Here is a 26,796-nt window from a genome sequence, read left to right on the forward strand (position 1 = left end):
AAAGAAGCGAGAACTCCATGACCACCACCAAGGCCGACACAAACAGTGGCGACGACAAAGTCCCCGGTCGTTTCCTGCTGAAGCTCTCCGGTGAGGCATTCGCCGGCGGGGGCGGCCTTGGCGTCGACCCCGACGTGGTGCACGCGATCGCCAAGGAGATCGCCGCGGTCGTCCGCGACGGCGCCCAGATCGCGGCCGTCATCGGCGGCGGCAACTTCTTCCGCGGCGCGGAGCTCCAGCAGCGCGGCATGGACCGTGCGCGCTCCGACTACATGGGCATGCTCGGCACGGTCATGAACTGCCTCGCCCTCCAGGACTTCCTGGAGAAGGAGGGCATCGACTGCCGCGTGCAGACCGCCATCACGATGGGCCAGGTCGCGGAGCCGTACATCCCGCTGCGCGCCGTACGGCACCTGGAGAAGGGCCGTGTGGTCATCTTCGGCGCCGGTATGGGCATGCCGTACTTCTCCACCGACACGACCGCGGCGCAGCGCGCCCTGGAGATCGACGCCGAGGCCCTGCTCATGGGCAAGAACGGCGTCGACGGGGTCTACGACTCCGACCCCAAGACCAACCCGGACGCGGTGAAGTACGACGCGCTCGGCTACGGCGAGGTCATCACCCGCGACCTGAAGGTCGCCGACATGACCGCGATCACGCTGTGCCGCGACAACAAGCTGCCCATCCTGGTGTTCGAGTTGCTCTCCTCCGGCAATATCGCCCGTGCCGTCAAGGGTGAGAAGATCGGCACGCTCGTGGGCGACGAGGGCACCCGCGCCTGATCCCGGGGACGCCCCCCGGGGGATGGACAAAGCCCTGCCGGTCGGACACGGTGCAGGGAAAGAGACGCGACGCAGCCGACACCCCATGGACTCCCCCTACTTCACCGTGTGGGGGCGCCCCCAGCCCACTCACAACACGCAGGAGCAAGTGGTGATCGAAGAGACCCTCCTCGAGGCCGAGGAGAAGATGGAGAAGGCCGTCGTGGTCGCCAAGGAGGACTTCGCCGCGATTCGCACAGGCCGTGCGCACCCGGCGATGTTCAACAAGATCGTGGCCGACTACTACGGCGCCCTTACGCCGATCAATCAGCTGGCCTCGTTCTCGGTGCCCGAGCCGCGGATGGCCGTGGTGACCCCGTTCGACAAGAGCGCGCTGCGCAACATCGAACAGGCGATCCGCGACTCCGACCTCGGCGTCAACCCCAGCAACGACGGCAACATCATCCGGGTGACGTTCCCCGAGCTGACGCAGGACCGCCGCAAGGAGTACATCAAGGTCGCCAAGACCAAGGCCGAGGACTCCAAGATCTCGATCCGCTCCATCCGCCGCAAGGCGAAGGAAGCGATCGACAAGGCGATCAAGGACGGCGACATCGGCGAGGACGAGGGCCGGCGCGCGGAGAAGGAGCTCGACGACACCACCGCGAAGTACGTCGCCCAGGTGGACGAGCTGCTCAAGCACAAGGAAGCCGAGCTGCTCGAGGTCTGAGGGCTCGAGGTCTGAGGACTGAGGAATCCGATCCGTGAACGACTCTTCCCGGGGGGCGCCTCCCAGAGCCGGGTACTGGGGGCCGCCCGACCAGGGCCCTGCTCAAGGTGCTCAAGGGGCTGCTCCGGCAGGTCCCGCGTACGATGCGCATGACGCCCTGTATCCAGCAGAGACGCGGCCCATGCCCATCGTGCCCGACATGCCTGACGTGCCTGACGTACCCCAGGAGCCCATGCCCAGCGCAGCATCACAGCCCGCCCCTGAGGCGCCGCGCGCGCCTCAGGCGCCGCAGAAGAAGAGCGCGGGCCGTGACCTCGGCGCGGCCATAGGAGTCGGCGTCGGGCTCGGCGTGGTGATCATCGCGTCGCTCTTCATCGTGAAGGCCGTCTTCGTCGGTGTCATAGCGGTCGCCGTCGTGGTCGGTCTCTGGGAGCTCACCTCACGGCTTCAGGAGCGCAAGGGCATCAAGGCGCCGCTGGTTCCGCTCGCGGTGGGCGGCGCCGCGATGGTCGTCGCCGGGTATGTCCGCGGGCCCGAGGGCGCCTGGGTCGCCATGGCGCTCACCGCGCTCGCGGTGCTCGTCTGGCGGATGACCGAGCCGCCCGAGGGCTATCTGAAGGACGTCACGGCGGGCGTCTTCGCGGCGTTCTACGTCCCGTTCCTCGCCACGTTCGTGGCGATGATGCTCACCGCGGACGACGGTCCGATGCGGGTCCTCACGTTCCTGCTCCTGACCGTGGTCAGCGACACCGGGGCGTACGCGATCGGCTGGCGCTTCGGCAAGCACAAGCTCGCCCCGCGCATCAGCCCCGGCAAGACCCGCGAGGGCCTGGTCGGCGCGGTGACGTTCGCGATGGCGGCGGGCGCGCTGTGCATGGAGTTCCTGATAGACGGCGGCACGTGGTGGCAGGGGCTGCTCATCGGCCTCGCGGTCGCCGCGAGCGCGACCCTCGGTGACCTCGGCGAATCCATGATCAAGCGGGACCTCGGCATCAAGGACATGGGCACGCTGCTCCCCGGTCACGGGGGCATCATGGACCGCCTCGACTCGCTGCTGCCGACCGCGCCGGTGGTGTGGCTGCTGCTGGTCGTCTTCGTGGGGTCCGGCTGAGCGGGGCTGCGCGGGTGTGCGTGATGCGTGACGTGATGCGTGATGCGTGATGCGTGATGCGTGATGCGTGCGTGATCTGTACGTGAGGGGCTCGTCGTCCATGGGGGCGGCGGGCCCCTTTTCGCAGGCGTTTTTTGTACGCACGGGACTGCCCTATACGACGAGATCCCGTCACCTCATGTGTCCCTTACGGCCCGTCCCATAGCCTCGCAGGGGGACACTTCCAGTGATGCCGCGTGTCTCCGCCTTGAGGATCTTGAGGAGACGATGGTGACCGGAGTCGGCGCGCGGTTTCTCGCGGGCGGCGTGATCTTGGCCTGCATGGCGCTCGTCGGCCCCAGCGCGCCGGACGGAACCCGCGTCGCCAAGCCGCTGCCGGCCGGCGCCCCCGATGACTTCGTGCCGAACCGCGTCATGACGTGGAACATCTGCAATCCCTGCAACGAATCCGGGAGCAACGCAGGCCGGGCCGCGGACATCGCCTCGTACGCGCCCCAGGTCGTCGGGCTGCAGGAGGCGTGCGTGCGGGACGTGGAGAGGATCCGGGACTATCTCCAGTACCTGTACGGGCTCGACTACCACGTCGAGTACGGGTCGGTGCTGCACAGTTGGAGCCGCTGCGGGGGACTGCCGTGGAATCCCGGCGGCTTCGGGCAGGCGATTCTCTCGGCGGCGCCGATGAAGGACCGCGTGAGCGTGGAGTACCCCGACGGCGGATCCGAGGACCGGGGGTACATGGAGGTCACCACCACGGTGGACGGCCGCCCCGTCCGGGTCTTCAACACGCACCTGGCCCAGCGGCAGCAGGCGGAGGTCCGGACGGAACAGGCAGGCGTACTGGCGAAGGCGGTCGCCCGGCACGACCGCACGATCGTGCTCGGTGACTTCAACGCGGTGCCGGAGAGCCCCGAGCTCACCGGGATGTGGGGCCTGGCCGCGGACGCCGACCCCGACTGCGGCCCTTCGGCCACGGGCAGCGGCGACTGCGAGACGACCACCGACTGGCAGAGCAAGTTCGACTACGTCTTTCTGCGCGGCTTCGTCTCGCTGGAGCATGGCGTGCACCTGACCGAGTACTCGGACCACGACTTGGTGCACGCCGACCTGGGACCGGCGTAGCTCACTCCTCGTGGCCTCACTCCTCGTGGCTCACTCCAGTACGCCGAGCTCGGTGTCGGGACGGCAGTGCGGGCACGCGTCGATCTGCTCGTACAGCGCTTGGCGCGCCTGGTCCCTGCTGACGCCGCGGGACCGCTTGCCCGCCATGTGGCAGCCGCCGACGTGCACGTACACCGGGGCGCGCCCGTCGAGCCCCTGCTCGACCAGCCACTCGGGGACGGGCGGCCGGGCCCGCTCACCACGAACCCGCTCGGCCTCCCGCCGCTCGGCGACCCCGATCGCCTCGTCCAGCCGCTGAACCCACATGGCATGCCAGGTCCGCAGGGTGCGAAGACGCGGCAGGTCAGGCGGGAGGTCGCTCACATGTTCGAGTCTAAGGGGCTGGCCTGCGAGGCTTCGAAGAAGGTGAGGGGGTGGCTGCGTGCCCCGCGGTCAATCGACAGGCGCCGGCTGCACGGTGAGGGACCGGATCGCGATCCGCAGCCCGATCGCGGTGCCGCTGGTGGCCGCGATCAGCAGCGCAGCCACCAGCCAGAAACTGAGCGTCTGCCCCGTCGACAGCATCACGGCCGCACCGATGACGCCCCCGATCGGTAGTCCCACAAGGGGGTGCCAGTCCTCCTTGCGAACCGCGTACATAAAACCGGGGGCGAGCGCGAAGCCGCCGATGAACGTTGCGGCCATGCGCCTGCCGGCGTCCGGAACGGCCGGGCACCCGCGGCTGTTCGGGCAGGGCGGGCCATCCATCAGCCCGGCTATCCCCCAGGCCAGGCTGACCACGGCGGCGACGAAGGCAGTCAGCGCGACGAGACCCGTCCACTTCAGGAGCATCCGCAGATCTTAAGCGGGCATGTCATCTATTTCGATAGAAATTCCAAGGGGGGCGATCGCTGGGCCGGGCGTCGAGAACGCACGACGACCTCACCCGCAGGCGGTGACCCGGTCAGGGTCCGGATGTCTGCGACACTGGATGGACCATGCCTGTACCCGGAGAACTTACCTTTGTCGCGCCCCGTGGAGCCAAGAAGCCGCCGCGGCATCTCGCCGACCTCACGCCCGCCGAGCGCAAGGAAGCCGTCGCCGCCGTCGGCGAGAAACCGTTTCGCGCCAAGCAGCTCTCGCAGCACTACTTCGCGCGGTACGCGCACGACCCGGAGCAGTGGACCGACATCCCCGCCGGGTCGCGCGGGAAGCTGCAGGAGGCGCTGCTTCCCGAGCTGATGTCCGTGGTGCGGCACATCAGCTGTGACGACGACACCACGCGCAAGACGCTGTGGCGGTTGTTCGACGGGACGCTCGTCGAGTCCGTGCTCATGCGCTATCCCGACCGCGTGACGATGTGCATCTCGTCGCAGGCCGGGTGCGGGATGAACTGCCCGTTCTGTGCGACGGGGCAGGCCGGTCTCGACCGGAATCTGTCGACCGCCGAGATCGTGCACCAGATTGTTGATGGGATGCGCGCGCTCCGGGACGGGGAGATTCCCGGTGGGCCCGCCCGGCTCTCCAACATCGTCTTCATGGGGATGGGCGAGCCGCTCGCCAACTACAACCGGGTCACCGGAGCCATCCGCAGGCTGACCGACCCCGAGCCGGACGGCGTGGGGCTCTCCCAGCGCGGCATCACCGTCTCGACCGTCGGGCTCGTGCCCGCCATCCACCGGTTCGCCGACGAGGGCTTCAAGTGCCGGCTCGCCATCTCGCTGCACGCGCCGGACGACGAGCTCCGCGACACCCTCGTACCCGTCAACACGCGGTGGAACGTGCGTGAGGTCCTCGACGCGGGCTGGGCGTACGCGGCCAAGTCCGGGCGCCGCCTCTCCATCGAGTACGCGCTGATCCGGGACATCAACGACCACGCCTGGCGCGGTGACCGGCTCGGGCGGCTGCTCAGGAACAAGCCCGTGCACGTGAACCTGATCCCGCTGAACCCGACGCCGGGCTCGAAGTGGACGGCATCGCGGCCGGAGGACGAAAAGGCCTTCGTGGACGCCATCGCCGCTCACGGGGTGCCCGTCACGGTTCGTGACACCCGAGGTCAGGAGATCGACGGGGCATGCGGTCAGCTTGCCGCGTCGGAGCGTTAGTCTGGCTTGAACACAACTGCACAGCCGGAACACATCTTCATATTCCGACAGGGGAGCGCCACAGCGCTGAGAGTGCGGCACCAAGGACAGGTTGGCCGCAGACCCTCTGAACCTTGCCCGGGTCATTCCGGGTAGGAAGTTCGGACACCACTCAAGCTGTTGCGCCCTGCCCGCGAACCGGTCCGATCCGGCCTGGTCCGCGGGCAGGGCCGCGTCTCTTCCTGGTCACTCCAGGAGGATTGAACTCAGTTGAACTCAGTGAGCAGCATCAAGAAGAGCACTGCCATCGCGGTCGCGGTCGGCCTCGGAGCCGTCGCGCTCACCGCCTGCGGCGGCTCGTCGGGCAGTGGCGGCGAGACGGACTCCAAGAGCGTCACGCTCGTCAGCCATGACTCCTTCAACGTCTCCAAGGACGTACTGAAGGCGTTCGAGAAGAGCTCCGGGTACAAGGTCAACGTCCTCAAGGACGGCGACGCCGGAGCCGCCGTGAACAAGGCGATCCTGTCGAAGGACAACCCCCAGGGCGACGTCTTCTTCGGCGTCGACAACACCCTGCTCTCGCGCGCGCTCGACAACGGCCTCTTCCAGTCGTACGAGGCCAAGGGCTCGGACCAGATCCTTTCGCAGTTCCGCGTCGATCAGGGCAAGCATCGCGTCACGCCCGTCGACAGCGGCGACATTTGCGTCAACTACGACAAGAAGTACTTCGCCGACAAGAAGCTCGCGCCGCCGAAGACCTTCGCCGACCTGGCCAAGCCCGCCTACAAGAACCTGCTCGTGACCGAGAACGCCGCGACCTCCTCGCCCGGCCTCGGCTTCCTCCTCGGCACCGCCGCCCAGTACGGCGACGACGGCTGGCAGGGCTACTGGAAGAAGCTCAAGGCCAACGGCGTCAAGGTCGTCGACGGCTGGGAGCAGGCCTACAACGAAGAGTTCTCCGGATCCGCCGGTGGCAAGAAGGCCAAGGGCGACCGCCCGCTCGTCGTCTCCTACGCCTCGTCCCCGCCCGTCGAGGTGCTCTACGCCAAGCCGCAGCCCAAGGAGGCGCCGACCGGCGTCGCGACCGGCACCTGCTTCCGGCAGGTCGAGTACGCGGGTCTGCTCAGCAACGCCAAGAACGAGAAGGGCGGCAAGGCGCTGCTCGACTTCCTGATCGGCGCCGAGTTCCAGCAGGACATGCCGCTGAACATGTTCGTGAACCCGGTACGGAAGAACACCGAGCTGCCCGAGCTGTTCACCGAGCACGGGGTGAAGGTCGACGATCCGCAGACCATGGCTCCGAAGAAGATCGCCGACAATCGCGAGCAGTGGGTCAAGTCGTGGACCTCGCTCGTACTGAAGTAAGCAGACCCCGTAAGGGGCTCTCGCGCGGGAGCGCGGCGCGGCTCGGTCTCATGGCCGTGCCCGTCGCGTTCTTCGCGCTCTTCTTCGCCTACCCGGTCGCCGCGATCGTCGCGCGCGGCCTGAAGGTGGGCGGCCAGTGGCAGTTCGGGCGGATCGCGGACGTCGTGGCGCAGTCCGACGTCCGGCACGTGCTGTGGTTCACCACCTGGCAGGCGCTCGCGTCGACCGCGCTCACGCTGCTCATCGCGCTCCCCGGCGCGTACGTCTTCGCGCGCTTCGAGTTCAGGGGCAAGCAGGTGCTGCGGGCGGTCGTCACGGTGCCGTTCGTGCTGCCGACGGTCGTCGTCGGCACCGCGTTCCTCGCGCTGCTCGGCCGTGGCGGGCTGCTCGACGAGATGTGGGGCGTGCGGCTCGACACCACGGTGTGGGCGATCCTGCTCGCGCACGTCTTCTTCAACTACGCCGTCGTCGTACGGACGGTCGGCGGGCTCTGGGCTCAGCTCGACCCGCGCCAGGAGGAGGCCGCCCGGATGCTCGGCGCCTCGCGGTGGACGGCCTGGCGGACGGTGACGCTGCCCGCGCTCGGCCCCGCCGTCGCCGCGGCGTCCCTCATGGTCTTCCTGTTCACGTTCACCTCCTTCGGCGTCGTACAGATCCTCGGCGGACCCGCGTACTCGACCCTCGAAGTCGAGATCTACCGGCAGACCGCCCAGCTCCTCGACCTGTCGACGGCCGCCGTCCTGACGATCGTGCAGTTCGCGGCGGTCGGCCTGATCCTCGCCGTGCACGCGTGGACCGTGCGCAGACGGGAGACCGCGCTGAAGCTCGTCGACGCCGCCACGGTCGCGCGGCGACCGAGGGGCGCGGGGCAGTGGACGCTCCTCGGCGGGGTCATGGCCACGATCGCCGTACTGATACTGCTGCCGCTCGGAGTGCTGATCGAGCGATCGCTGAGCGGCCCGGGCGGGTACGGCTTCACCTACTACAGGGAGCTGACGTCGGCGGAGGGCGGAGCCTTCCTCGTCCCGCCGATCGAAGCGGTCTGGAACTCGCTCCAGTACGCGCTCGCCGCCACCGCCATCGCCCTGGTGATCGGCGGGCTCGCGGCGGCGGCGCTCACCCGGAAGGCCGGTCGCCTGGTGCGCGGTTTCGACGCGCTCCTGATGCTGCCGCTCGGCGTCTCCGCGGTGACGGTCGGCTTCGGCTTCCTGATCACGCTGGACAAGCCGCCGCTCGACCTGCGCTCCACCTGGATTCTGGTGCCGCTCGCGCAGGCCTTGGTGGGCGTGCCCTTCGTCGTACGCACCATGCTGCCCGTCCTGCGCGCGGTGGACGGACGCCTGCGCGAGGCGGCGGCCGTGCTCGGGGCGTCGCCGCTGCGGGCGTGGCGGGAGGTCGACCTGCCGATGGTGCGGCGGGCGCTGCTCATCGCCGCCGGGTTCGCCTTCGCCGTGTCGCTCGGTGAGTTCGGCGCGACCGTGTTCATCGCGCGGCCGGACAACCCGACGCTTCCCGTCGCCGTGGCACGGCTCCTCGGGCGGGCGGGCGAGCTCAACTACGGCCAGGCGATGGCCCTTTCGACGATCTTGATGGTGGTGTGCGCGGTGTCCCTGCTGCTGCTCGAACGGCTCCGTACCGACCGCACGACCGGGGAGTTCTGATGGGCGCGGACACGGGTGCGGGGCTGCTGACGCTGGCAGACGCGACCGTGCGGTTCGGGGCGCGGGCCGTCCTGGACGGGGTCGGCCTCGAGGTCGCGCGGCACGAGATCGTGTGCGTGCTCGGGCCCAGCGGCAGCGGCAAGTCGACCCTGCTGCGCGCGGTCGCCGGGCTCCAGGAACTCGACGCCGGGCAGGTGCTGCTCGACGGCCGTGATCAGCGGGGTGTGCCCGCGCACAAGCGCGGGGTCGGCCTGATGTTCCAGGACCATCAGCTCTTCCCGCAGCGTGACGTGGCGGGCAATGTCGCGTTCGGGCTGCGTATGCACGGGGTGTCGCGGGGCGAACAGGCCGACCGGGTGGCCGAGTTGCTCGACCTGGTGGGTCTGCCGGGGGCGCAGCGCCGGGCCGTCGCCTCACTCTCGGGCGGGGAGCAGCAGCGGGTCGCACTCGCGCGTGCCCTCGCGCCACGACCGCGGCTGCTCATGCTCGACGAGCCGCTCGGGCAGCTCGACCGGTCGCTGCGGGAGCGCCTTGTCGTCGAACTCCGTGAGCTGTTCGACGAGTTGGGTACGACCGTGCTTGCGGTCACGCACGACCAGGGCGAGGCGTTCGCGCTCGCGGACCGGGTCGTGGTGATGCGGGACGGGCGGATCGCCCAGTCCGGTACGCCGCTCGATGTCTGGCGGCATCCCGCGGACGAGTTCGTGGCGCGGTTCCTGGGCTTCGACAACGTCGTCGACGCGACGGTCGTCGGTGAGGTGGCGGACACCGTCTGGGGCAAGGTTCCGGTGCCGGACGGCGCGCAGGACGGGCCGTGCCGGTTGCTGGTGCGGCCGGCCGGGGTGCGGCTCGTGCCCGCTGACGAGGGGGTGCCGTGCGTGGTGACGGCGCGCACCTTCCGGGGCACCCATGTCGCCGTCCATCTGGAGCCGCGGGGCGGGCCTCGGCTTGAGGCGGCCTGTGCGTTGCGGGACGCTCCGGGCGTGGGGGAGAGCGTGGGTGTCGCGTTCGATGCGGGGGACGTCGTGGTGCTGGGCCGATGAGATGGTCCCGCGCGGCGCGGAAACTCGGGTGACCAGGGGTTGTGGTCGACCTAGGGTGCGCGTCATGACGTCTTTGGGTTCGGGTTCCTTGGAGTACGACCGCTACTGTGCCGAAATCGCCGAGCAGTTGGGGCAGCTGCGGGCCACCCTGGCCGGGGCCGATCTTTCGGCCACCGTGCCTACCTGCCCCGAGTGGACGCTGGGGTACCTCGCCCGGCATACGGGCGGTGCCGTGCGGTGGGCGGAGCGGCTGGTCGCCACTCGGGCCACGGGGGACATACCGGAGGAGGACGTGCCCGGCATCCAGGGGCCCGAGGGGGATGATCCCGCCGCGCTCGACGCGTGGCTGGCCGAGACCGCCGAGCTTGCGCTGAAGACGCTGTCCGGCGTGAGCGCCGAGACCTCGGTGTGGAGCTGGGCGGAGCCGCAGAACGCCGGGTTCTGGGCGCGGCGCATGACGCATGAGGTGGCTGTGCACCGGGCGGATGCGGCGATTGCCGCGGGTGTCCCTTATGAGGTCGCGCCGGATGTCGCCGCCGATGCGATCGATGAGTGGCTGGAGATCGTGCGGTTCGTGCAGCGGACCGAGCCCGGGGACAGTGCGGGGGAGTTGCGGGGGGCGGGGCGGAGTATCCATCTGCATGCGACTGATGCGCCTGCGGGGCTTGATGCCGAGTGGGTCATCGAGTTCCGTGAGGATGGGTTTGTGTGGCGGCGGGGGCATGAGAAGGCGAGCGTTGCGCTTCGGGGGCCGCTTACTGAGGTGCTTCTTGCGTTTTATCGGCGGCGGTCGTTGGACGGCGGGGCCGTTGAGGTTTTGGGGGAGCGGGGGTTGCTGGAGTTCTGGTTGGAGCGGGCGTCCTTCGGGTGATTTTCCCCAACCCCGCCCCTTCCCGAAAACCCGCTCGGCGCGGGGGCCCTGGCCTTGAGTGGCCGTCGATCACCGGCTTCGCCGAGTTCGTCCTCAAACGCCGGACGGGCTGAAATGCCTGCCGGACGGGCTGAGACGCCCGGCGGGGCGGCTGAGACGCCCGCCTGGGCGGCTGAGACGCCCGCCGGACGGGCTGAGACGCCCGGCGGGGCGGCTGAGACGCCCGCCGGACGGGCTGAGACGCCCGCCAGGGCCGGCTGAGACGCCCGGCGGACGGGCTGAAAATGCTCGCCGGGGCGGCTGAAATGCCCGGCGGGCTGGGTCCTCAGTCGGACGAGCATGACGCCAGTGCCGCCGGGGCGTCCTCCACCTTGTCCACCAAGGCGATCCTCGACTCCATCGAGCGGTCCCGGGCCAGGGACTGGAGCAGCGGCCAGGCCGGGAGGGCCGTCGTCCAGTGGGTGCGGTTGACCAGGATCATGGGGCGGGGTTCGCCGCGGGACTCGTAGTAGTTCGGGGTGGCCGCGTCGAAGATCTCCTGGACCGTGCCCGCCGCGCCGGGGAGGAACACTATGCCCGCGTTCGAGCGTGCGAGCAGGCCGTCCTCGCGGGTCGCGTTGGCGAAGTACTTGGCCAGGTGGGTGGCGAAGGCGTTCGGCGGCTCGTGGCCGTAGAACCACGTGGGGATGCCCACCGACGCGCCGCCGGACGGCCAGCGCTCGCGTACGTCGAAGGCGGCCCGCGCCCAATCGGTGACCGAGGGGGAGAAGGAGGGCGCCTTGGCGAGGAGTTCGAGCGCCTCGTCCAGCATCTCGTCGCGGAAGACGGACGCGTACGCGCCCAGGTTCGCCGCCTCCATCGCGCCGGGGCCGCCGCCCGTGGCGACCGTGAACCCGGAGCGGGCGAGGGTGCGGCCGAGCCGCGCCGCGCCCTCGTACTCGTCCGTGCCGCGGGCCATCGCGTGGCCGCCCATGACGCCCACCACCCGCGCGCTGACAAGCAGTTCGTCCAGGGCGTCCGAGACCGAGTCGTCGTGGATCGAGCGGAGCATCGAGGAGAAGACGTCGCCGTCGGCCTTGGTCTCCTGGAACCAGGCGTACGCGCGGGCGTCAGGAGTCGCGTCGTACCCACCGTCGGCGAGGCCCTCGAACAGCTCGTCCGGCGTGTAGAGGTGACCGCGGTACGGGTCGAACGGCAGGCCGGGGACGGGCGGGAACACCAGCGCCCCCGCCGCCCGCACCGCGTCCACCGCACCCTGCTCCATCGCGCAGCCGAGGAACACCGCGCCCGTGGCGTCGCACTCCCGCAGCGCGGTCGTACGCTCCGTCAGATCTATTGCCTGAACGCGGCTTCCGGCGAGCGAGCCGTGTTCCGCGAGCTCGTCGAACTCCGCGAGCGTCTCGATCTCACGGTCGCCGCCCGGAAGGCGGGGTGACGGCGTGACGGCGGATGCGGACGCGGGTTCGGGAGTCGGCTGCATCCGCCCATGCTAAGCAGGCCGCGCCGGCGCAGATCGTCAGCCCTGCACCTCGGACGGGTCCATCCACATGATTTCCCAGGTGTGGCCGTCCAGGTCGTCGAAAGCGCGGCCGTACATCATGCCGTAGTCCTGCGTCTTGCCCGCGGTGCCGCCGGCCGCCACGGCCTTGTCGACCAGCTCGTCGACCTTCTCGCGGCTCTCGGCGCTCAGACAGAGCAGCGTCTCGCTGGTTGTCTTCGGGTCCGCGATCTGCTTCTCGGTGAACTGCTGGTAGTGCTTCTTGCTCAGCATCATCGCGATGATCGTGTCGCTGATCACGACGCAGGCGCAGTCGTCCGTCGAGAACTGCGGGTTGATCGAGTAGCCGAGCTCCGTGAAGAACTTCCTCGAGCTGTCGACGTCGTTCACGGCGAGGTTCACGAAGATCATCTGCTGGTACATGAGTCGTCTCCCGGTGCGGTGAGTTCTGCGTGGCGCGTGCGTGCGTCCAGAGCATGCCGTGCGTTCCGTGTCCTACGGAGGGGTAGACGTACGTTCGACGCAGAACTCATCGCCCGTCGCGGAAATTTTTTCCGCGTGTTCGGTGAAGGCGCTCCCCGAGATCGGCGAAGGCCGCTCACCTCGCGAGCGGCACCGCCGCAAGCTCCGCGACGATCCAGGTCAGCGGCCCGATGACGACGGCGAGCGTACCTGCCCGCAGTGCCGCGGTGCCGCGCAGCATGGCGGCGGGCGCCCCGAGCTGGAGCAGCGCGGACGTCGTGTCGGCGCGCGCGTGCTTGGCCTCGATGGTGACCGTGGCCAGCGTGAGGACCGCGCAGCCCGCGACGAGCAGCGCGCCGAGCATGGTCAGCGGACCGATGGCGGGCCGGTCACCGGCGTAGAGCGTGAGCGCCGCGTACGCCCCGGAGCCCACCGCGCAGAGCACCCCGAGCGGCTGCCCGATCCGCCGGGCCTCCTCCTGGAGCCCGCGCCCGGCGAGCAGCCGCATCGCGCCCGGCCTTGCCGCCTGGAGGACCCGCCCGCACAGATAGGTGAGGCCGGGTCCCGCGAGCGCGAGGCCGATCGCCGTGAGCGTCCACCCGGCGAGCACGCCCACCGGGCTCCCGGCCAGACCGCCCGGCAGCGTCAGGGCCGACGTACCGGCGGAACGGCTCGCGTAACCCTCGACGGCGAGGCCCGCCGCCAGGAGCGCCACACCCCAGGGGAGCCCGCTCGGCGCCGAGCCCGGCGCGGCCGGTGCGTACAGCTCCGTCGGTTCGCTCTGCTCCTTGCCGGGCTTCGCGGTCCGGGGCCGCAGTACGGCGGCGCTGGCCGCGGTGGCGGTCAGCGGGACGACGGCGAGCAGGGTGAGTGCCGCGGCGAGGGGCAACGGCTGGTCGGCGGCGAGCAGTTCGGCCGCGGCGCCGTCGAACGGCAGGCCGGTCAGGTCCCCGCGCAGGTGCAGGAAGAACAGGAGAGCCACCATCGAGCCGAGCGTGCACGCCACGGCCGTGGAGATCGCGGCGAGCACCGAGAGCTTGGCCGGGCCGAGCCCCACCGCGGAGAGCCCGGAGCGCGGCTTGGTCGCCGGGTCGGTACGCGCGACGGTGACCGCGAAGTAGACGGTGGCGGCGATCGGCGCGACGCACCAGGCGAGCCGCAGCAGGGCCCCGCCGGAGGCGTCCGGATGTCCCATCGCGTACCCCAGCGTGCACAGCAGCAGGAAGCCGGTGCCGGCCGAAGCCGCGGCGACGAGCAGCCTGCGCAGCTGCACCAGGGGGTGGGCCCCGCGGGCTAGACGGAGAGCGAGCACGCGGCTCGGCCTTCCGCACCGTCGGAGTCGTCCCCGGCACCGGACTGACCGGCCTCACCGTCGGCGCCGTCGGCACCGTCCGAGGCGTTAGCCCCCTCCTCGGGCTCGACCCCGCCCTTGGTTCCCTCCGCGCCCCCGGGCCCGTCCGCCCCCGGCAGATGCACCGTGTTCACGCGCCGCCCGTCGAGCAGCGAGACGGTCCGGTCGGCGAGGGCGGCGACCTCCGGGTCGTGCGAGGCGAGCACGACCGTGATGCCGTGCGAGCGGGCCGCGGTCGTCAGCGTGCGCAGGACGTGGGAGCGGTCGGCGCGGTGCAGCGGCGCGGTCGGCTCGTCGGCGAAGATCACGGACGGCATCGTGACCAGGGCGCGGGCGATGGCGACGCGCTGGCGCTGGGCCTGGAGGAGCGCGTGCGGCCGCTTGCGGGCGCAGTCGCCGATGTCGAGGCGGTCGAGCCACTCCTGGGCGGCGGACTTGGACGACCGGTGCGAGGCGCCGCGCAGCATCAGCGGCAGCGCGACGTTCTCCCTGGCGGTGAGCTCGGGGACGAGGTGCGGCTCGGGGTCGATCCAGCCGAAGCGGTCACGGCGCAGGCGCTCGCGGACCACCGGGGTCATCGTGTGCACCGGGGTGCTGTTGAACCAGACCTCGCCCTGCTCGGGCAGGAGCTGGCCGCAGAGGCAGCGCAGGAGAGTCGTCTTGCCGCTGCCGCGCGGGCCGGTGACGGCGAGGATCTCGCCCTCGCGCACGCCCAGCGAGACGCCGGTGAGCGCGGGCGAGCCGTTGTGTGTGACGTGCAGGGCGCGTGCCCACAGCACGTCGTTGTCCGGCGGGGCCACCATCACGTACACCTCGGTTCAGATCAGTTTGCCTCCCCCGTACGGGGGAACGAAGGCGGGGCCGATCGGTCACTGGGCACGCTAGGGATCCAGGCCGCGCTGCCTGGAAACGACGCGGCCCCGGGGCTCCCGTCTCACTCGAACGGGCGCCCTCGGGGCCGGTGTTGATCACTCGATCACACGATAGAGGTGATCGCGGAAGGATCAGAGCTTCGTCCACGCCTCCGTGAGGACCTGGCGCAGCACGCCCTCGATCTCGTCGAAGGTCTCCTGGGTGGAGATCAGCGGCGGGGCGAGCTGGACGACCGGGTCGCCGCGGTCGTCGGCGCGGCAGTACAGGCCGTTGTCGTACAGCGCCTTGGAGAGGAAGCCGTACAGGACGCGCTCGGTCTCCTCGTCGTTGAACGTCTCCTTGGTGGCCTTGTCCTTCACGAGCTCGATGCCGTAGAAGAAGCCGTTGCCGCGGACGTCGCCGACGATCGGCAGGTCGAGCAGCTTGCGCAGCGTCTGGTAGAACGCGTCCTCGTTGTCGAGGACGTGCTGGTTGAGCTGCTCCTTCTCGAAGATGTCGAGGTTGGCGAGGCCGACCGCGGCCGAGACCGGGTGGCCGCCGAAGGTGTAGCCGTGCAGGAAGGTGTTCTCACCCTTGTAGAACGGCTCGGCGATCTTGTCCGAGATGATGCAGGCGCCGATCGGGGAGTAGCCCGAGGTCATGCCCTTGGCGCAGGTGATCATGTCCGGGACGTAGCCGAACTTGTCGCAGGCGAACATCGTGCCGAGGCGGCCGAAGGCGCAGATGACCTCGTCCGATACGAGCAGCACGTCGTACTGGTCGCAGATCTCGCGCACGCGCTGGAAGTAGCCGGGCGGCGGCGGGAAGCAGCCGCCGGCGTTCTGCACCGGCTCCAGGAACACGGCGGCGACCGTCTCGGGGCCCTCGAAGAGGATCTCCTGCTCGATCTGGTCGGCGGCCCAGCGGCCGAAGGCCTCGGGGTCGTCGCCGTGGATCGGGGCGCGGTAGATGTTCGTGTTCGGCACCTTGTGCGCGCCGGGGACCAGCGGCTCGAAGGGGGCCTTGAGCGCGGGCAGACCGGTGATGGACAGGGCGCCCTGCGGGGTGCCGTGGTAGGCGACCGCGCGCGAGATGACCTTGTACTTCGTGTGGTTGCCGGTGAGCTTGTGGTACTGCTTCGCCAGCTTCCACGCGGTCTCGACGGCCTCGCCGCCACCGGTGGTGAAGAAGACCTTGTTGAGGTCGCCGGGCGCGTAGTCGGCCAAACGTTCCGCCAGCTCGACGGCCTTGGGGTGGGCGTAGCTCCACACCGGGAAGAAGGCCAGCTCCTGCGCCTGCTTGTACGCCGTCTCGGCGAGCTCGTGACGACCGTGACCGGCGTTGACCACGAACAGGCCGGAGAGGCCGTCCAGGTACTTCTTGCCCTTGTCGTCGTAGATGTAGGTGCCCTCGCCACGCACGATGGTGGGAACGGGCGCGTTCTCGTACGACGACATGCGGGTGAAGTGCATCCACAGGTGGTCGTACGCGGTCTGGCTGAGGTCCTTGCTCACGGCTATCGGGTTCCCCACATATAGGTCTGCTTCTTGAGCTTCAGATAGACGAAGCTCTCGGTGGAGCGCACGCCGGGGAGGGCGCGGATGCGCTTGTTGATCACTTCGAGAAGGTGGTCGTCGTCCTCGCAGACGACCTCCACCATCAGGTCGAAGGAGCCCGCGGTCATCACCACGTACTCGCACTCGGCCATGGCCGTCAGCGCCTCCGCGACCGGATCCAGATCGCCCTCGACGTTGATGCCCACCATCGCCTGGCGCCGGAAACCCACGGTGAGCGGGTCCGTGACGGCGACGATCTGCATCACGCCCTGGTCGAGCAGCTTCTGGACGCGCTGCCGCACGGCCGCTTCGGACAGGCCCACGGCCTTGCCGATGGCGGCGTACGGACGGCGTCCGTCCTCCTGAAGCTGTTCGATGATCGCCAGGGAGACGGCGTCGATGGGAGAAGAGCTGTTCCCGTGCCGGGAACTACTGGAATCTGCGCTGCGACTGGCCACGACCCCATGGTGCACAGGAGTCGACAGTTCCGCAAGGTCAGATCGATGAAATTCGTTGTCTGAAGCTTCAATAGTCACGGATTTCGCAGCTACGGGCCCCCGGGTATGTTGAAAGCGTCGGTGTACCGACTAGGGTGGGTGTCTCATCCACTGGACATCTGACTGGAGGGCCGGAAGTGACCACCGAGCTGCGCCGCCTGCGTAACTACATCGACGGAGAATTCCGGGACGCCGCCGACGGCCGGACCACCGAAGTGGTCAACCCCGCCAACGGCGAGTCCTACGCAACCGCGCCCCTGTCCGGGCAGGCCGACGTCGACGCCGCCATGGAGGCGGCCGCCGCCGCGTTCCCCGCCTGGCGTGACCTGGTACCGGGCGAGCGCCAGAAGTACCTCCTCAAGATCGCCGACGCGTTCGAGGAGCGCGCCGAGGAGCTCATCGCGGCCGAGGTCGAGAACACGGGCAAGCCGACCGGGCTCACGCGGTCCGAGGAAATCCCGCCCATGGTCGACCAGATCCGCTTCTTCGCGGGCGCGGCCCGGATGCTCGAAGGCCGCGCGGCCGGCGAGTACATGGAGGGTCTGACCTCCATCATCCGCCGCGAGCCGATCGGTGTCTGCGCGCAGGTCGCGCCGTGGAACTACCCGATGATGATGGGCGTGTGGAAGTTCGCCCCGGCGCTCGCCGCGGGCAACACCGTCGTCCTCAAGCCCTCGGACACGACCCCCGCGTCGACCGTCCTGATGGCCGAGATCATCGGCTCCATCGTCCCCAAGGGCGTCTTCAACGTCGTCTGCGGCGACCGTGACACCGGCCGCGCGATGGTCGAGCACCACACCCCGGCGATGGCCTCCATCACCGGCTCCGTGCGCGCCGGCATGCAGGTCGCCGAGTCCGCCTCCAAGGACCTCAAGCGGGTCCACCTGGAGCTCGGCGGCAAGGCGCCGGTCGTCGTCTTCGAGGACGCCGACATCGCCAAGGCCGTCGAGGACATCTCCGTGGCGGGCTTCTTCAACGCGGGCCAGGACTGTACGGCCGCCACGCGCGTGCTCGTCCACGAGTCCATCCACGACGAGTTCGTGACGGCGCTCGCCAAGGCCGCCGCCGACACGAAGACCGGCCAGCCGGACGACGAGGACGTGCTCTTCGGCCCGCTCAACAACGCCAACCAGCTCAAGCAGGTCTCCGGCTTCATCGACCGCCTCCCGGCGCACGCCAAGGTCGAGGCGGGCGGTCAGCGGGTCGGCGAGAAGGGCTTCTTCTACGCCCCGACCGTCGTCTCCGGCCTCAAGCAGGACGACGAGATCATCCAGAACGAGGTCTTCGGCCCGGTCATCACCGTCCAGTCCTTCACGGACGAGGAGCAGGCCGTGTCGTACGCGAACGGCGTGGACTACGCCCTGGCCTCCTCGGTCTGGACGCAGAACCACGCGCGTGCGATGCGCATGGCCAAGGTCCTCGACTTCGGCTGCGTCTGGATCAACACGCACATCCCGCTGGTCGCGGAGATGCCGCACGGCGGCTTCAAGAAGTCCGGCTACGGCAAGGACCTCTCGGCGTACGGCTTCGACGACTACACGCGCATCAAGCACGTCATGACGTCGATCGAGGGCTGAGGTCCGCGGTTTCCGTTCCCGTTCCGCCCCCGCGTACGTCGTGTACGCGGGGGCGGTCGCGTATCAACTCCCCGTTCCCGCCCGGTGATCGACAGCCGGTGATCGACAGGGTGTCGCGTCCCGGCCGCCCGGCTCGACGCAGCGTCCATTGCCCGTACGTGAGCCGCGGGCGCATGCTGCCGGAGTGCGAGCGAACCCCAGAGCAGCCTTCTCAGTCTCCCGCCGGTCGGTATCCGGTCGGTCGGTCTCCCGCCGGTCCCTGCTGCGAGCCGTCGGCGGCGGGGCGGCCGTCGGTGCGCTCGCGGGATGCGGGGTGCCCGCCGCGTACATCGGACCCGGTGAGCGCGGAGCCCGGGACCGCTCGCTGCGGGACAAGACGCTGACCTTCGCCAACTGGCCGCTCTACATCGACACCGACGACGATGACTCGGCCAGGCGGCCCACGCTCGACGCCTTCGAGAAGCGGACCGGCATCGACGTCCGCTACACGGAGGAGATCAACGACAACGACGAGTTCTTCGGCAAGATCAGCCCGTCCCTGATGAACCACCAGGAGACCGGCCGCGACCTCATCGTCATCAGCGACTGGATGTGCGCGCGCTTCGTGCGGCTCGGCTGGGTGCAGGAGATGGACCGCGCCCGCCAGCCCAACGTCACCAAGTACCTCGACCCGCTGCTGCGTTCCCCCGGCTTCGACCCCGGCCGCAAGAACACCGTGCCCTGGCAGTCCGGCATCACCGGCATCGCGTACAACAAGCGCAGGCTGGGCCGGGAGATCAAGCACGTATCCGACCTGTGGGACGACGATCTCAAGGGCCGCGTCACGCTGCTCTCGGGGCTCGACGAGTCGTTCGCGCTGCTCATGCAGGGCGACGGCGTCGACATCACGAAGTGGAAGGCCGACGACTTCCACCGGATGTGCGACCGGGTGGAGAAGCTGGTGTCCTCGAAGCACATCCGCCGCTTCACCGGCAACGACTACATCAAGGACCTCTCCAGCGGCGACGTCCTGGCCTGCCAGGCCTACAGCGGCGACGTCATCCAGCTCCAGGCGGACGACCCGGACATCGATTTCGTGGTGCCGCAGGAGGGGGCCGAGCTGTGGGCCGAGTCCCTGATGATCCCCAACCTGGCCCGCCACAAGCAGAACGCGGAACGGCTCGTCGACTACTACTACGACCCCGAGGTGGCCGCCGAGCTCGCCGCCTGGGTCAACTACGTCTGCCCCGTACCGGCCGCCCGCGACGTCCTCGCCTCGTCCAAGGACAAGGAACTGGCCGCGCTCGCCGAGGACCCGCTGATCTTCCCGGACGACGCGATGCGCAAGCGGCTCGCGATCGCGCGGGACATCACCTCGGAGGAGCGCACGGAGTTCGCGAAGCGGTGGAACGCGATCGCGGGGTTGTAGCGGGCGTCCTTCAGGAGCGGCGTCGGCGCAGGGCCTTCCGGACGTCCTCTGCCGCGTACGTGACGTTCAGCCGCCAGGTCTTCAGCTTGTCCTCCACCTTTGACGCGACCGTCCGCCACTTGAACCATAGGGGCAGCTTCCGGAACGGCACGTAGTCGAGGGTGTCGTCGACGGCTGACTCCGAGAAGCCGCGGTGGCCCTCCGCACGCAGCGCGGCGTACAGCTCCGGCGTCAGCTCGCCGTTGAGCCGTGCCGCCGTGCCCGCCGCGGTGTACGCGAACCCGCGCTGGCCGCGGTCGGGCAGTCGCATTGCCCTGAGGATGCGCGGGGAGGCTTCTGGCAGCGTGCAGTTGAAGGCAAGGCCGATGACCGCCGTACCGAGATGCGGCTCACCGCGTTCGTACGCCGCGTCCCATTCGGCTGGGTCGTCCATGCCCAGCAGGCCCTCGCCGCTCGTCCAGTCCCACTCGGCCACCACGACCAGGCCTCCTTGATTCCCGTGTTCCATTTGAACACCCGCGAGTCGCGTTCCGTTTCATAGGTAACTGCATGGCTCGCGACGAAAAGGAACGAACGTGATGCCCAAGCGAACCGGCCTTCTCGCGGCGGTCGCCGCTCTGCCCGCCGTCCTTCTCACCGTGGCCCTCTCGTCCCCGGTGTCCGCGGCGGACACCCCGGCCTACCAGATCGACCTGGCGTCGCTGAACGACTCCGGCGCCACGGGAACGGCCCTCCTCAGCCTGCGCGGCAACGCGCTGACCGTGTGGATCAAGTCCGAGGGAATGGTGCCGGGGCAGCCGTCGGCGCAGCATCTGCACGGGTCCACCGACGGGCACGACTTCCAGTGCCCCGACGACGGCGACGACACCAACGGCGACGGCGTCCTCGACAACACCGAGGCCACCGTCCACTACGGCGACATCAACATCTCGCTGACCGAGTCCGGGGGCACCGACGCGGGCAGCGGACTCGCCGTGGACCGGATGCCGGTGGCCGACGCGCAGGGGAAGGTCTCGTACAAGCGGACCATCACCGTCGGGCAGGACGTGGTCGACCACATCAAGGACCTGCACATCGTGCAGCACGGCATCGACCCCAACGACAACGGCAAGTACGACTTCGAGGGCGCCGGCAAGAGCGAACTCGACCCGAAGCTGCCCCAGGAAGCCACCGCTCCGACCAACTGCGGTGTGGTCAAGGGCGCGGCGGTCGGGTCCGTGCCGGTCGGCGGGGTCGAGACGGGTGGTGGGGAGGCGGGCGGCATGTCGCCGCGTGGCGTGATCGGTGCCGCGGGGGCGGCGGCGGTGGCGGCCGCCGGTGGGGCGGTTCTCGTACGGCGGCGGATGACGCCCGCCCCTGCGGTGGCGAAGGCGGGGGATGCCGCGTGAGCCGCTCGGCCCGGCGCGCCATCGCCCCTGTGGTCGCCGCTTTTACGGCAGCGCTGCTGCTCACCGCGTGCGCGGGCAAGGACGGCAACGACACCGCCGGCTCGCAGGCGTCTCCGGCCCGGAGCGCCCCTGGCGCGGAGCCGAGTGCGGAGCCGAGTGCGGAGCCGGGGGCTGGAACGGACCAGGCGGCCGGTCCCGCGACGGACCTGGCCCGGTCCGCGCCCCAGCGGGTCTCCATCCCCTCCCTGGGCGTGTCGAGCGAGTTGGAGACGCTGGGGCAGAACAAGGACGGGGCGATGACGACGCCGAAGGACCCCGACCTCGCGGGCTGGTACGAACCGGGCCCCACCCCCGGCTCCCGCGGCCCTGCGGTGATCGCCGGACATGTGACCTGGAACGGCGCCGACGCGGTCTTCAAGGGCCTGAAGACGATGAAGACCGGAGACACCATCGAGGTCGCCCGCGAGGACGGCAAGACGGCCACCTTCACCGTGGACCGCGTCGAGGAGTACCCGAAGGCGAAATTCCCCACCCTGGAGGTCTACAAGAACATCGACCACGCGGGGCTGCGCCTGATCACCTGCGGCGGCGAGTTCGACGCGGACCGGCACTACTACTCCAGCAACGTCACGGTGTTCGCGAGCATGACGGGCGTCGCTTAGTCCCCTCCGGTCCGCTGTCAGTCCTCGTCCCCGACCCGGCTGCTGAACGCGGCCAGGGCGATCCGCTGGGCGACCGGGTTCATGTCCAGGCCCTTGGCGTCGGTCGCGTTGACCGAGTAGACGAGGGTGCGGGTGCCGTCCTCGGTTGAGGCGATCATGTTCGTGTAGCCGTAGCGGGCGCCGGTCTTGAGCCAGACGACCTTGCCGTCGACCTCCATCCGCTGGAGCCCCGCACCGAACATGGCCTCCGGGACGTCGGGCCCCAGCTCGGGCAGGGTGAACATCTCCTTCAACTGGGGTTGCGGCACGACCTCTCCGCCGAACAGCGCCCGTGTGAAGACCTCCAGATCGGCGGTGGAGGAGATCATGTCGCCCGCCGCGAATCGGTCCGTCTGGTTCCACTTGGTCACGTCGACCAGGCGAGTGGTGCCGTCCGGCCGCTCCATGCTCTGGTAGCCGCGGTTGTGCGGGCCGCGGATGCGGGGGTCGGAGCCGGGGAAGTAGGTGTCGCGCAGGTGGAGCGGCCGGAAGATCCGCTGGCTCGCCTGATGGGCGTACGAGTCCCCGGTGACCCGCTCGATCAGGAGACCGAGCACGGTGTAGCCGATGTTGCGGTAGTGCTGCTCGGCGCCGGGGTCGTGCTCGGGCCCCTTGGCGATGGCCGACGTGACGACCTTCTCCGGTCTCAACGTGTCGTAGCGGTGGGCGTACTCGTCGTCGAAGCCGTCGCCGGACTTCAGACCGCTGGTGTAGTTGAGGAGGCTGCGGACGGGGATGGGCAAGAAGTTCTTCGCCTCGTCCTTCTGCTTCGGGAACAGCTCCGGCATGTAGTCCTGCACCGGCTTGTCGAGGTCCAGCTCGCCCTCGGCGGCCAGCTGAAGCGCCACGGCCGCGGTCACGATCTTGGTGATCGACCCGGCGCGAAAGCGGCCGTGTGGGTCCGCCTTCCGCTCCGTCACGAGGTCGTGCACGCCCGCACTGCCGCGCCAGGTCCCGTCCGTGCCGCCGACGCGGACGAGCGCGGCAGTCGCGTCGGCATTCGGTAGCCCCTTGATCGCCTCGCGCAGGGCCTTGCCGTCGGGGGCGGAGCGCTCGGCCCGAGCCGTCACGGCCGAGGAGTGCGCGAGCGCGGGGGCGGTCGCGGCGCCGGTGAGGCCGAGTACGAGAGCGGCGGCGAGGGCGGTACGGGCGCGAAACTGCACGATGTGACTCCAGGTGGGCTGCGGTGCGGAACGTGTGCGGTCCATCCTGGTGAGCAGCCGGGCAGAGCGGATCATCACTGGGTAGGGCGGGGGCCCGGTGTTCCCCGGGGGCTCAACACCCGCGCCCGTCAGGGGTGTTGTCGGGTTGCCCCTTAGGGGGCAGGGGCGGGCGGGCCGTCCGCGCGCTCCTGTGCCGCCATCACCTCGTCACCGTGATCGAAGGCCCACGCGCCGAAGGTCTCGATCGGGCCGAGCAACGTACGCCCCAGGGCGGTGAGTTCGTACTCGACGCGGGGCGGTGACTCGGCGTACGGCTGCCGCGAGACCAGGCCGTTGTACTCAAGGCGGCGCAGCGTCTCGGTGAGGATCTTGGGGCTGATCCCGCCGATCAGGGCGCGCAGTTCACCCGGGCGGCGAGGGCCGTGCCGCAGGGCCCAGAGCGCCACGGCGTTCCAGGTGTTGGCGAGCAGATCGAAGGCGAGCCGGGCACGGCAGTCGGCGAGCAGATCGTCGTTCGTCGTCACGTACCGAATGGTGCCCGAGCACTTTCCTACTGTCGTCCCCGTACCCCGGCGACCGCGGTACACCCGGCGAACGGGACGAGAAGGAGACGGTCATGCGGATAGGCATCATCGGCACGGGCGGCATGGCGGACGCGCTCGGCACGCACTGGGTGCGCGCGGGGCACCAGGTGCTGATCGGCGGGCGGGACGAGGAACGTGCGGCGGCGCTCGCCGCGCGGACGGGCGCGGCGGGGCACGGGACGCCGCGCGCGGCGGCCGAGTCCGGGGACGCGGTGCTGCTCGCCGTGCCGTACGAGGCGGGGGCGGTGGTGGCCGGGGAACTCGGGGCCGCTTTGGACGGGCGGGTGCTCGTCGACTGCTCCAACCCGGTGGGGCCGGGCTTCGCGCTGCTCACCGGGGGCGGCCCGTCGGCCGCGCAGCGGATCGCCGACGCGGCGCCCGCGGCGCGTGTCGTCAAGGCGTTCAACCTCTGCCACGAGGACGTATGGCGGATGGACCCGCCGGTCTTCGACGGGCGGCCGCTCGCGGTCCCGGTCTGCGGGGACGACGAGGGCGCGCTCGAGGTCGTACGGGAACTGGTGAAGGACGCCGGCTGCGTGCCGTTCGCCGCGGGTGGCCTGGAGCGTGCCGGTCTCCTCGAGGCCACCGCGGCGCTGCTCATCGGCCTCTGGGTGGGGGAGGGGGCGGACGCGCAGGCGATCGCGCCTCCGCTGGCCTATGCCGCCGGAGTCCCCCGGGCCGGATCCGTCACTTCGCCATGAGCAGGATGACGAGGACGATGCCGACCAGAAGGGCGATGGTCAGCATGCGGCCCACGGGATGGCGTGGATTCAAGCGGTGGCCGCGGTAGCCCCGCTCGTCGCGCTCGTACACGAAGAGCGGTTCGTCCCGCCTGTCGTCGTCGCTGTTCCCCATGTGTCACAAGCTAGTTGAGGGCGCGCCCGGCCACGAGGGGGCGCCACCGTCACCGCGTGCGCAGGGCATGCAGGGTGTCGACGCGGTTGGTCGTGATCGAGTCGACCCCGAGGTCGAGGAGGCGGCGCATCGCGCGCTTGGTGTCCGGGGTCCAGGCCGATACGAGCAGCCCCTGGCGCCGTACCCAGGTGGCGAGTTCGCGGTCGAGCAGCGAGAAGCGGTAGTTGAGCCAGCGGGGTTTGAGCGCGTCGAGCACGGCGGGGCGCGGCGGGGCGAGGGTCGTCCAGGTCAGCGCGGTCTCGGCGGCGGGATCCGCGGCGCGCACCGCGAGCAGCGTACGGGCGCCCGCGCTGTAGTACGTCCGCTCGGTCGCCCCGCAGTCGGCGACGGCGCCGACGATCGCGCGTACGGACCGGGGGGTCGCGCTGGGCAGGTCCAGCATGATCCGCCGGTCCTCGGTCGCCGCGATGGCCTCTTCCAGCGTGGGTACGCCGCCTTCGGTGAGGCCGCGCACCTCGTCCGCGGAGAGCGTGGAGAGGGGACGGTCGATGTCCCACAGGCGTTTGAGGGTCTCGTCGTGCAGCAGGACGGGGACGCCGTCACGGCTGAGGCGGACGTCGATCTCCACCGCGTCCGCGCCCCGCCCGAACGCGGAGCGCAGGGACGGGAGGGTGTTCTCGCGGACGCGGTAGGGATCGCCTCGGTGGGCCACGGCTGTCACGGTGCGCATGGGCCCATTGTGGTGGTGACCTAGGGGGCGAGCCAGGTCTGGGTGTACGTGTCGATCTCGGCGACGATGCGTGCCTTGCCCGCCTGGTCGAGGAACGACGCCTCGACGGCGTTCTTCGCGAGCGCCGCGATGCCCTGTTCGTCGAGGTCGAGGAGGCGGGCGGCGACCGCGTACTCGTTGTTGAGGTCCGTGCCGAACATGGGCGGGTCGTCGGAGTTGATGGTGACCGGGACCCCGGCGGCGACGAACTGCTTGATGGGGTGCTCGTCGAGGGTGGCGACGGCGCGGGTCGCGATGTTCGACGTCGGGCAGACCTCCAGCGGGATGCCGTGCTCGGCGAGGTGGACCAGGAGCTTCGGGTCCTGTGCGGCGCTCGTGCCGTGGCCGATGCGCTCGGCGCGCAGGTCGACGAGGGCGTCCCAGATGGTGCCGGGGCCCGTGGTCTCGCCCGCGTGCGGGACGGAGTGCAGGCCTGCCGCGATCGCCTGGTCGAAGTACGGCTTGAACTGCGGCCGCGGTACGCCGATCTCGGGCCCGCCGAGCCCGAAGGAGACCAGGCCCTCGGGGCGCAGCGTGTCGGTGGTCGCGAGCCGCAGCGTCTCGGCGGCGGATTCGAGCCCGGCCTCGCCGGGGATGTCGAAGCACCAGCGCAGTACGACGCCGAGGTCCGCCTCGGCCGACTTGCGGGCGTCCTCGATGGCGTCCATGAAGGCGCGGTCGTCGATGCCGCGGCGCACGGAGCTGTAGGGGGTGACGGTCAGCTCGGCGTAGCGGATGTTCTGCCGGGCCATGTCGCGGGCGATCTCGTACGTGAGCAGGCGTACGTCGTCCGGGGTGCGGATCAGGTCCACGACCGAGAGGTACACCTGGATGAAGTGGGCGAAGTCCGTGAACGTGAAGAAGTCGGCTAGGGCCTCCACGTCCGTGGGCACCGCGGAGTCGGGGTGCCGGGCGGAGAGGGCCGAGACGATGCGGGGAGATGCCGAACCGACGTGGTGCACATGCAGTTCCGCCTTGGGCAGACCAGCGATGAAGGCATGTGGGTCGCGTGGCTCACGGGTGTTGTGCTGATCGGTCACGGTTTCCTCCCCAGGAACGGAATTGATCGGCTGATCGGGTAACTCGGGATCATCCTAGGCCGCGGGCCTTCGGCGGAGGCGGTGGCCGTAGCATGACGGAACGTACGAAAGAGGTGACGCGGCATGTCCCAGGGATCGGGCGAATCGGGCACGTCCGAGGGGCGGGACCCTTGGGCTCCGCCGGAGGACGGGGCGGGGCGGGGGGCGGCGCCCGGTCCGGTGCCGCTGGAGAAGCGGGATGCGTGGGCTGCGCCGTCCGTACATGAGCAGTCGACGATTGGTTCGGGGCCGGGGCCGGTGGGGCCGGCGGGGCCGGGGGCTGCTCCGGGTGCCGGGCCCTTCGCGCCTCCGGGCGGTGCCGGGGGACAGGG

The 26,796-nt window shown here is 70.0% G+C and carries 28 protein-coding genes and 1 riboswitch; of the genes, 14 read left to right on the plus strand and 14 right to left on the minus strand.

Annotated features, from left to right (window positions below; genetic code table 11):
- The first annotated feature begins 17 nt into the window (after positions 1-17).
- From pyrH to ABZ906_RS36040, 4 genes are all read left to right on the plus strand, one after another.
- Positions 18-782 (plus strand): UMP kinase, encoded by a 765-nt coding sequence (gene pyrH / locus ABZ906_RS36025; protein WP_361390027.1) that lies wholly within the window; start codon positions 18-20, stop codon positions 780-782.
- 151 nt (positions 783-933) lie between these two features.
- Complete coding sequence (gene frr, locus ABZ906_RS36030; protein WP_127829926.1) at positions 934-1,491, plus strand: ribosome recycling factor; 558 nt, start codon at positions 934-936, stop codon at positions 1,489-1,491.
- A 34-nt stretch (positions 1,492-1,525) separates the two neighbouring features.
- Positions 1,526-2,602: a phosphatidate cytidylyltransferase gene (locus tag ABZ906_RS36035; RefSeq protein ID WP_361390029.1), complete on the plus strand. Its 1,077-nt coding sequence runs from the start codon at positions 1,526-1,528 to the stop codon at positions 2,600-2,602.
- 267 nt (positions 2,603-2,869) lie between these two features.
- Positions 2,870-3,721, plus strand: coding sequence for an endonuclease/exonuclease/phosphatase family protein (locus ABZ906_RS36040; RefSeq protein WP_361390031.1), 852 nt, complete (start codon positions 2,870-2,872; stop codon positions 3,719-3,721).
- Positions 3,722-3,751: 30 nt separating this feature from the next.
- On the opposite strand, the gene ABZ906_RS36045 is transcribed toward ABZ906_RS36040, so the two are convergent.
- Both ABZ906_RS36045 and ABZ906_RS36050 read right to left on the minus strand, forming a co-directional pair.
- On the minus strand, positions 3,752-4,084 hold the full coding sequence (locus ABZ906_RS36045; protein WP_361390033.1) for a DUF6233 domain-containing protein: 333 nt from the start codon (positions 4,082-4,084) through the stop codon (positions 3,752-3,754).
- Between the two features lie 69 nt (positions 4,085-4,153).
- On the minus strand, positions 4,154-4,552 hold the full coding sequence (locus ABZ906_RS36050) for a hypothetical protein (protein WP_361390035.1): 399 nt from the start codon (positions 4,550-4,552) through the stop codon (positions 4,154-4,156).
- Between the two features lie 146 nt (positions 4,553-4,698).
- On the opposite strand from ABZ906_RS36050, the gene rlmN reads away from it, so the two are divergent.
- From rlmN to ABZ906_RS36075, 5 genes are all read left to right on the plus strand, one after another.
- Positions 4,699-5,805 (plus strand): 23S rRNA (adenine(2503)-C(2))-methyltransferase RlmN, encoded by a 1,107-nt coding sequence (gene rlmN, locus ABZ906_RS36055; RefSeq protein ID WP_361390037.1) that lies wholly within the window; start codon positions 4,699-4,701, stop codon positions 5,803-5,805.
- 39 nt (positions 5,806-5,844) lie between these two features.
- Positions 5,845-5,961: riboswitch (TPP riboswitch) on the plus strand.
- Positions 5,962-6,063: 102 nt separating this feature from the next.
- Entirely contained in the window at positions 6,064-7,149 is a 1,086-nt protein-coding gene (locus tag ABZ906_RS36060) for a thiamine ABC transporter substrate-binding protein (RefSeq protein WP_361390039.1), read from the plus strand.
- Positions 7,125-8,810, plus strand: a complete 1,686-nt coding sequence (locus tag ABZ906_RS36065; RefSeq protein ID WP_361390124.1) for an iron ABC transporter permease — start codon at positions 7,125-7,127, stop codon at positions 8,808-8,810. Before ABZ906_RS36060 ends, ABZ906_RS36065 begins: the two co-directional genes overlap by 25 nt.
- Positions 8,810-9,853 carry an ABC transporter ATP-binding protein gene (locus ABZ906_RS36070; protein ID WP_361390041.1) on the plus strand — a complete coding sequence of 348 codons (1,044 nt, stop codon included), beginning with the start codon at positions 8,810-8,812 and terminating at the stop codon, positions 9,851-9,853. Before ABZ906_RS36065 ends, ABZ906_RS36070 begins: the two co-directional genes overlap by 1 nt.
- 64 nt (positions 9,854-9,917) lie before the next feature.
- The gene (locus tag ABZ906_RS36075; RefSeq protein WP_361390043.1) at positions 9,918-10,724 is read left to right on the plus strand and encodes a maleylpyruvate isomerase family mycothiol-dependent enzyme; all 807 of its coding nucleotides are present in this window, start codon (positions 9,918-9,920) and stop codon (positions 10,722-10,724) included.
- Positions 10,725-11,049: 325 nt separating this feature from the next.
- Here the strand turns inward: ABZ906_RS36075 and ABZ906_RS36080 are convergent, their stop codons facing one another.
- The 6 genes from ABZ906_RS36080 to ABZ906_RS36105 form a co-directional block, all read right to left on the minus strand.
- Entirely contained in the window at positions 11,050-12,204 is a 1,155-nt protein-coding gene (locus ABZ906_RS36080; protein ID WP_361390045.1) for an LOG family protein, read from the minus strand.
- Positions 12,205-12,240: 36 nt separating this feature from the next.
- The gene (locus ABZ906_RS36085; protein WP_361194027.1) at positions 12,241-12,645 is read right to left on the minus strand and encodes a VOC family protein; all 405 of its coding nucleotides are present in this window, start codon (positions 12,643-12,645) and stop codon (positions 12,241-12,243) included.
- A 175-nt stretch (positions 12,646-12,820) separates the two neighbouring features.
- Positions 12,821-13,996, minus strand: coding sequence for a hypothetical protein (locus ABZ906_RS36090; protein WP_361390047.1), 1,176 nt, complete (start codon positions 13,994-13,996; stop codon positions 12,821-12,823).
- Complete coding sequence (locus ABZ906_RS36095) at positions 13,978-14,838, minus strand: ATP-binding cassette domain-containing protein (protein ID WP_361390049.1); 861 nt, start codon at positions 14,836-14,838, stop codon at positions 13,978-13,980. Before ABZ906_RS36095 ends, ABZ906_RS36090 begins: the two co-directional genes overlap by 19 nt.
- Positions 14,839-15,039: 201 nt before the next feature.
- Entirely contained in the window at positions 15,040-16,419 is a 1,380-nt protein-coding gene (locus tag ABZ906_RS36100; protein ID WP_361194019.1) for an aspartate aminotransferase family protein, read from the minus strand.
- Positions 16,404-16,916 carry an Lrp/AsnC family transcriptional regulator gene (locus ABZ906_RS36105; protein ID WP_190084787.1) on the minus strand — a complete coding sequence of 171 codons (513 nt, stop codon included), beginning with the start codon at positions 16,914-16,916 and terminating at the stop codon, positions 16,404-16,406. Before ABZ906_RS36105 ends, ABZ906_RS36100 begins: the two co-directional genes overlap by 16 nt.
- Before the next feature lie 161 nt (positions 16,917-17,077).
- Here ABZ906_RS36105 and ABZ906_RS36110 point away from each other — a divergent pair, with 161 nt between their 5' ends.
- A complete protein-coding gene (locus ABZ906_RS36110) occupies positions 17,078-18,517 on the plus strand; it encodes a gamma-aminobutyraldehyde dehydrogenase (protein WP_361194016.1) in 1,440 nt (479 codons plus the stop codon).
- 259 nt (positions 18,518-18,776) lie between these two features.
- Complete coding sequence (locus tag ABZ906_RS36115; protein ID WP_361390126.1) at positions 18,777-19,925, plus strand: spermidine/putrescine ABC transporter substrate-binding protein; 1,149 nt, start codon at positions 18,777-18,779, stop codon at positions 19,923-19,925.
- A gap of 10 nt (positions 19,926-19,935) precedes the next feature.
- Here the strand turns inward: ABZ906_RS36115 and ABZ906_RS36120 are convergent, their stop codons facing one another.
- Entirely contained in the window at positions 19,936-20,433 is a 498-nt protein-coding gene (locus ABZ906_RS36120) for a hypothetical protein (RefSeq protein ID WP_361194010.1), read from the minus strand.
- A gap of 67 nt (positions 20,434-20,500) precedes the next feature.
- Here ABZ906_RS36120 and ABZ906_RS36125 point away from each other — a divergent pair, with 67 nt between their 5' ends.
- Together ABZ906_RS36125 and ABZ906_RS36130 are read left to right on the plus strand one after the other, a co-directional pair.
- Positions 20,501-21,313 (plus strand): hypothetical protein, encoded by an 813-nt coding sequence (locus tag ABZ906_RS36125; RefSeq protein WP_361390051.1) that lies wholly within the window; start codon positions 20,501-20,503, stop codon positions 21,311-21,313.
- Complete coding sequence (locus ABZ906_RS36130) at positions 21,310-21,975, plus strand: class F sortase (protein WP_361390053.1); 666 nt, start codon at positions 21,310-21,312, stop codon at positions 21,973-21,975. Before ABZ906_RS36125 ends, ABZ906_RS36130 begins: the two co-directional genes overlap by 4 nt.
- A gap of 17 nt (positions 21,976-21,992) precedes the next feature.
- Here the strand turns inward: ABZ906_RS36130 and ABZ906_RS36135 are convergent, their stop codons facing one another.
- Together ABZ906_RS36135 and ABZ906_RS36140 are read right to left on the minus strand one after the other, a co-directional pair.
- On the minus strand, positions 21,993-23,222 hold the full coding sequence (locus ABZ906_RS36135) for a serine hydrolase domain-containing protein (protein ID WP_361390055.1): 1,230 nt from the start codon (positions 23,220-23,222) through the stop codon (positions 21,993-21,995).
- Between the two features lie 107 nt (positions 23,223-23,329).
- Positions 23,330-23,701 carry a helix-turn-helix domain-containing protein gene (locus tag ABZ906_RS36140; protein WP_361390057.1) on the minus strand — a complete coding sequence of 124 codons (372 nt, stop codon included), beginning with the start codon at positions 23,699-23,701 and terminating at the stop codon, positions 23,330-23,332.
- 92 nt (positions 23,702-23,793) lie between these two features.
- Here ABZ906_RS36140 and ABZ906_RS36145 point away from each other — a divergent pair, with 92 nt between their 5' ends.
- Positions 23,794-24,462 (plus strand): NAD(P)-binding domain-containing protein, encoded by a 669-nt coding sequence (locus tag ABZ906_RS36145; protein WP_361390059.1) that lies wholly within the window; start codon positions 23,794-23,796, stop codon positions 24,460-24,462.
- Here the strand turns inward: ABZ906_RS36145 and ABZ906_RS36150 are convergent.
- From ABZ906_RS36150 to ABZ906_RS36160, 3 genes are read right to left on the minus strand one after another with little or no spacing between them, the layout of a single operon-like run.
- Complete coding sequence (locus ABZ906_RS36150) at positions 24,449-24,616, minus strand: hypothetical protein (RefSeq protein WP_361193995.1); 168 nt, start codon at positions 24,614-24,616, stop codon at positions 24,449-24,451. The two genes, ABZ906_RS36145 and ABZ906_RS36150, sit on opposite strands and share 14 nt — an antisense overlap.
- A 49-nt stretch (positions 24,617-24,665) precedes the next feature.
- A complete protein-coding gene (locus ABZ906_RS36155) occupies positions 24,666-25,346 on the minus strand; it encodes a glycerophosphodiester phosphodiesterase (protein ID WP_361390061.1) in 681 nt (226 codons plus the stop codon).
- 20 nt (positions 25,347-25,366) lie between these two features.
- Positions 25,367-26,452, minus strand: a complete 1,086-nt coding sequence (locus ABZ906_RS36160; protein WP_361390128.1) for an adenosine deaminase — start codon at positions 26,450-26,452, stop codon at positions 25,367-25,369.
- Between the last annotated feature and the right edge of the window lie 344 nt (positions 26,453-26,796).

The sequence above is a fragment of the Streptomyces sp. NPDC046925 genome (assembly GCF_040644915.1).
Classification (GTDB): domain Bacteria; phylum Actinomycetota; class Actinomycetes; order Streptomycetales; family Streptomycetaceae; genus Streptomyces.

Coding starts and splice junctions, on each gene's coding strand:
- pyrH (WP_361390027.1), top strand. CDS start 18: ATGACCACCACCAAGGCCGACACAAACAGTGGCGACGACAAAGTCCCC.
- ABZ906_RS36155 (WP_361390061.1), bottom strand. CDS start 25,346: ATGCGCACCGTGACAGCCGTGGCCCACCGAGGCGATCCCTACCGCGTC.
- ABZ906_RS36120 (WP_361194010.1), bottom strand. CDS start 20,433: ATGGAACACGGGAATCAAGGAGGCCTGGTCGTGGTGGCCGAGTGGGAC.
- ABZ906_RS36085 (WP_361194027.1), bottom strand. CDS start 12,645: ATGTACCAGCAGATGATCTTCGTGAACCTCGCCGTGAACGACGTCGAC.
- ABZ906_RS36095 (WP_361390049.1), bottom strand. CDS start 14,838: ATGGTGGCCCCGCCGGACAACGACGTGCTGTGGGCACGCGCCCTGCAC.
- ABZ906_RS36050 (WP_361390035.1), bottom strand. CDS start 4,552: ATGCTCCTGAAGTGGACGGGTCTCGTCGCGCTGACTGCCTTCGTCGCC.
- ABZ906_RS36040 (WP_361390031.1), top strand. CDS start 2,870: ATGGTGACCGGAGTCGGCGCGCGGTTTCTCGCGGGCGGCGTGATCTTG.
- rlmN (WP_361390037.1), top strand. CDS start 4,699: ATGCCTGTACCCGGAGAACTTACCTTTGTCGCGCCCCGTGGAGCCAAG.
- ABZ906_RS36080 (WP_361390045.1), bottom strand. CDS start 12,204: ATGCAGCCGACTCCCGAACCCGCGTCCGCATCCGCCGTCACGCCGTCA.
- ABZ906_RS36145 (WP_361390059.1), top strand. CDS start 23,794: ATGCGGATAGGCATCATCGGCACGGGCGGCATGGCGGACGCGCTCGGC.
- ABZ906_RS36135 (WP_361390055.1), bottom strand. CDS start 23,222: ATGGACCGCACACGTTCCGCACCGCAGCCCACCTGGAGTCACATCGTG.
- ABZ906_RS36150 (WP_361193995.1), bottom strand. CDS start 24,616: ATGGGGAACAGCGACGACGACAGGCGGGACGAACCGCTCTTCGTGTAC.
- ABZ906_RS36075 (WP_361390043.1), top strand. CDS start 9,918: ATGACGTCTTTGGGTTCGGGTTCCTTGGAGTACGACCGCTACTGTGCC.
- ABZ906_RS36070 (WP_361390041.1), top strand. CDS start 8,810: ATGGGCGCGGACACGGGTGCGGGGCTGCTGACGCTGGCAGACGCGACC.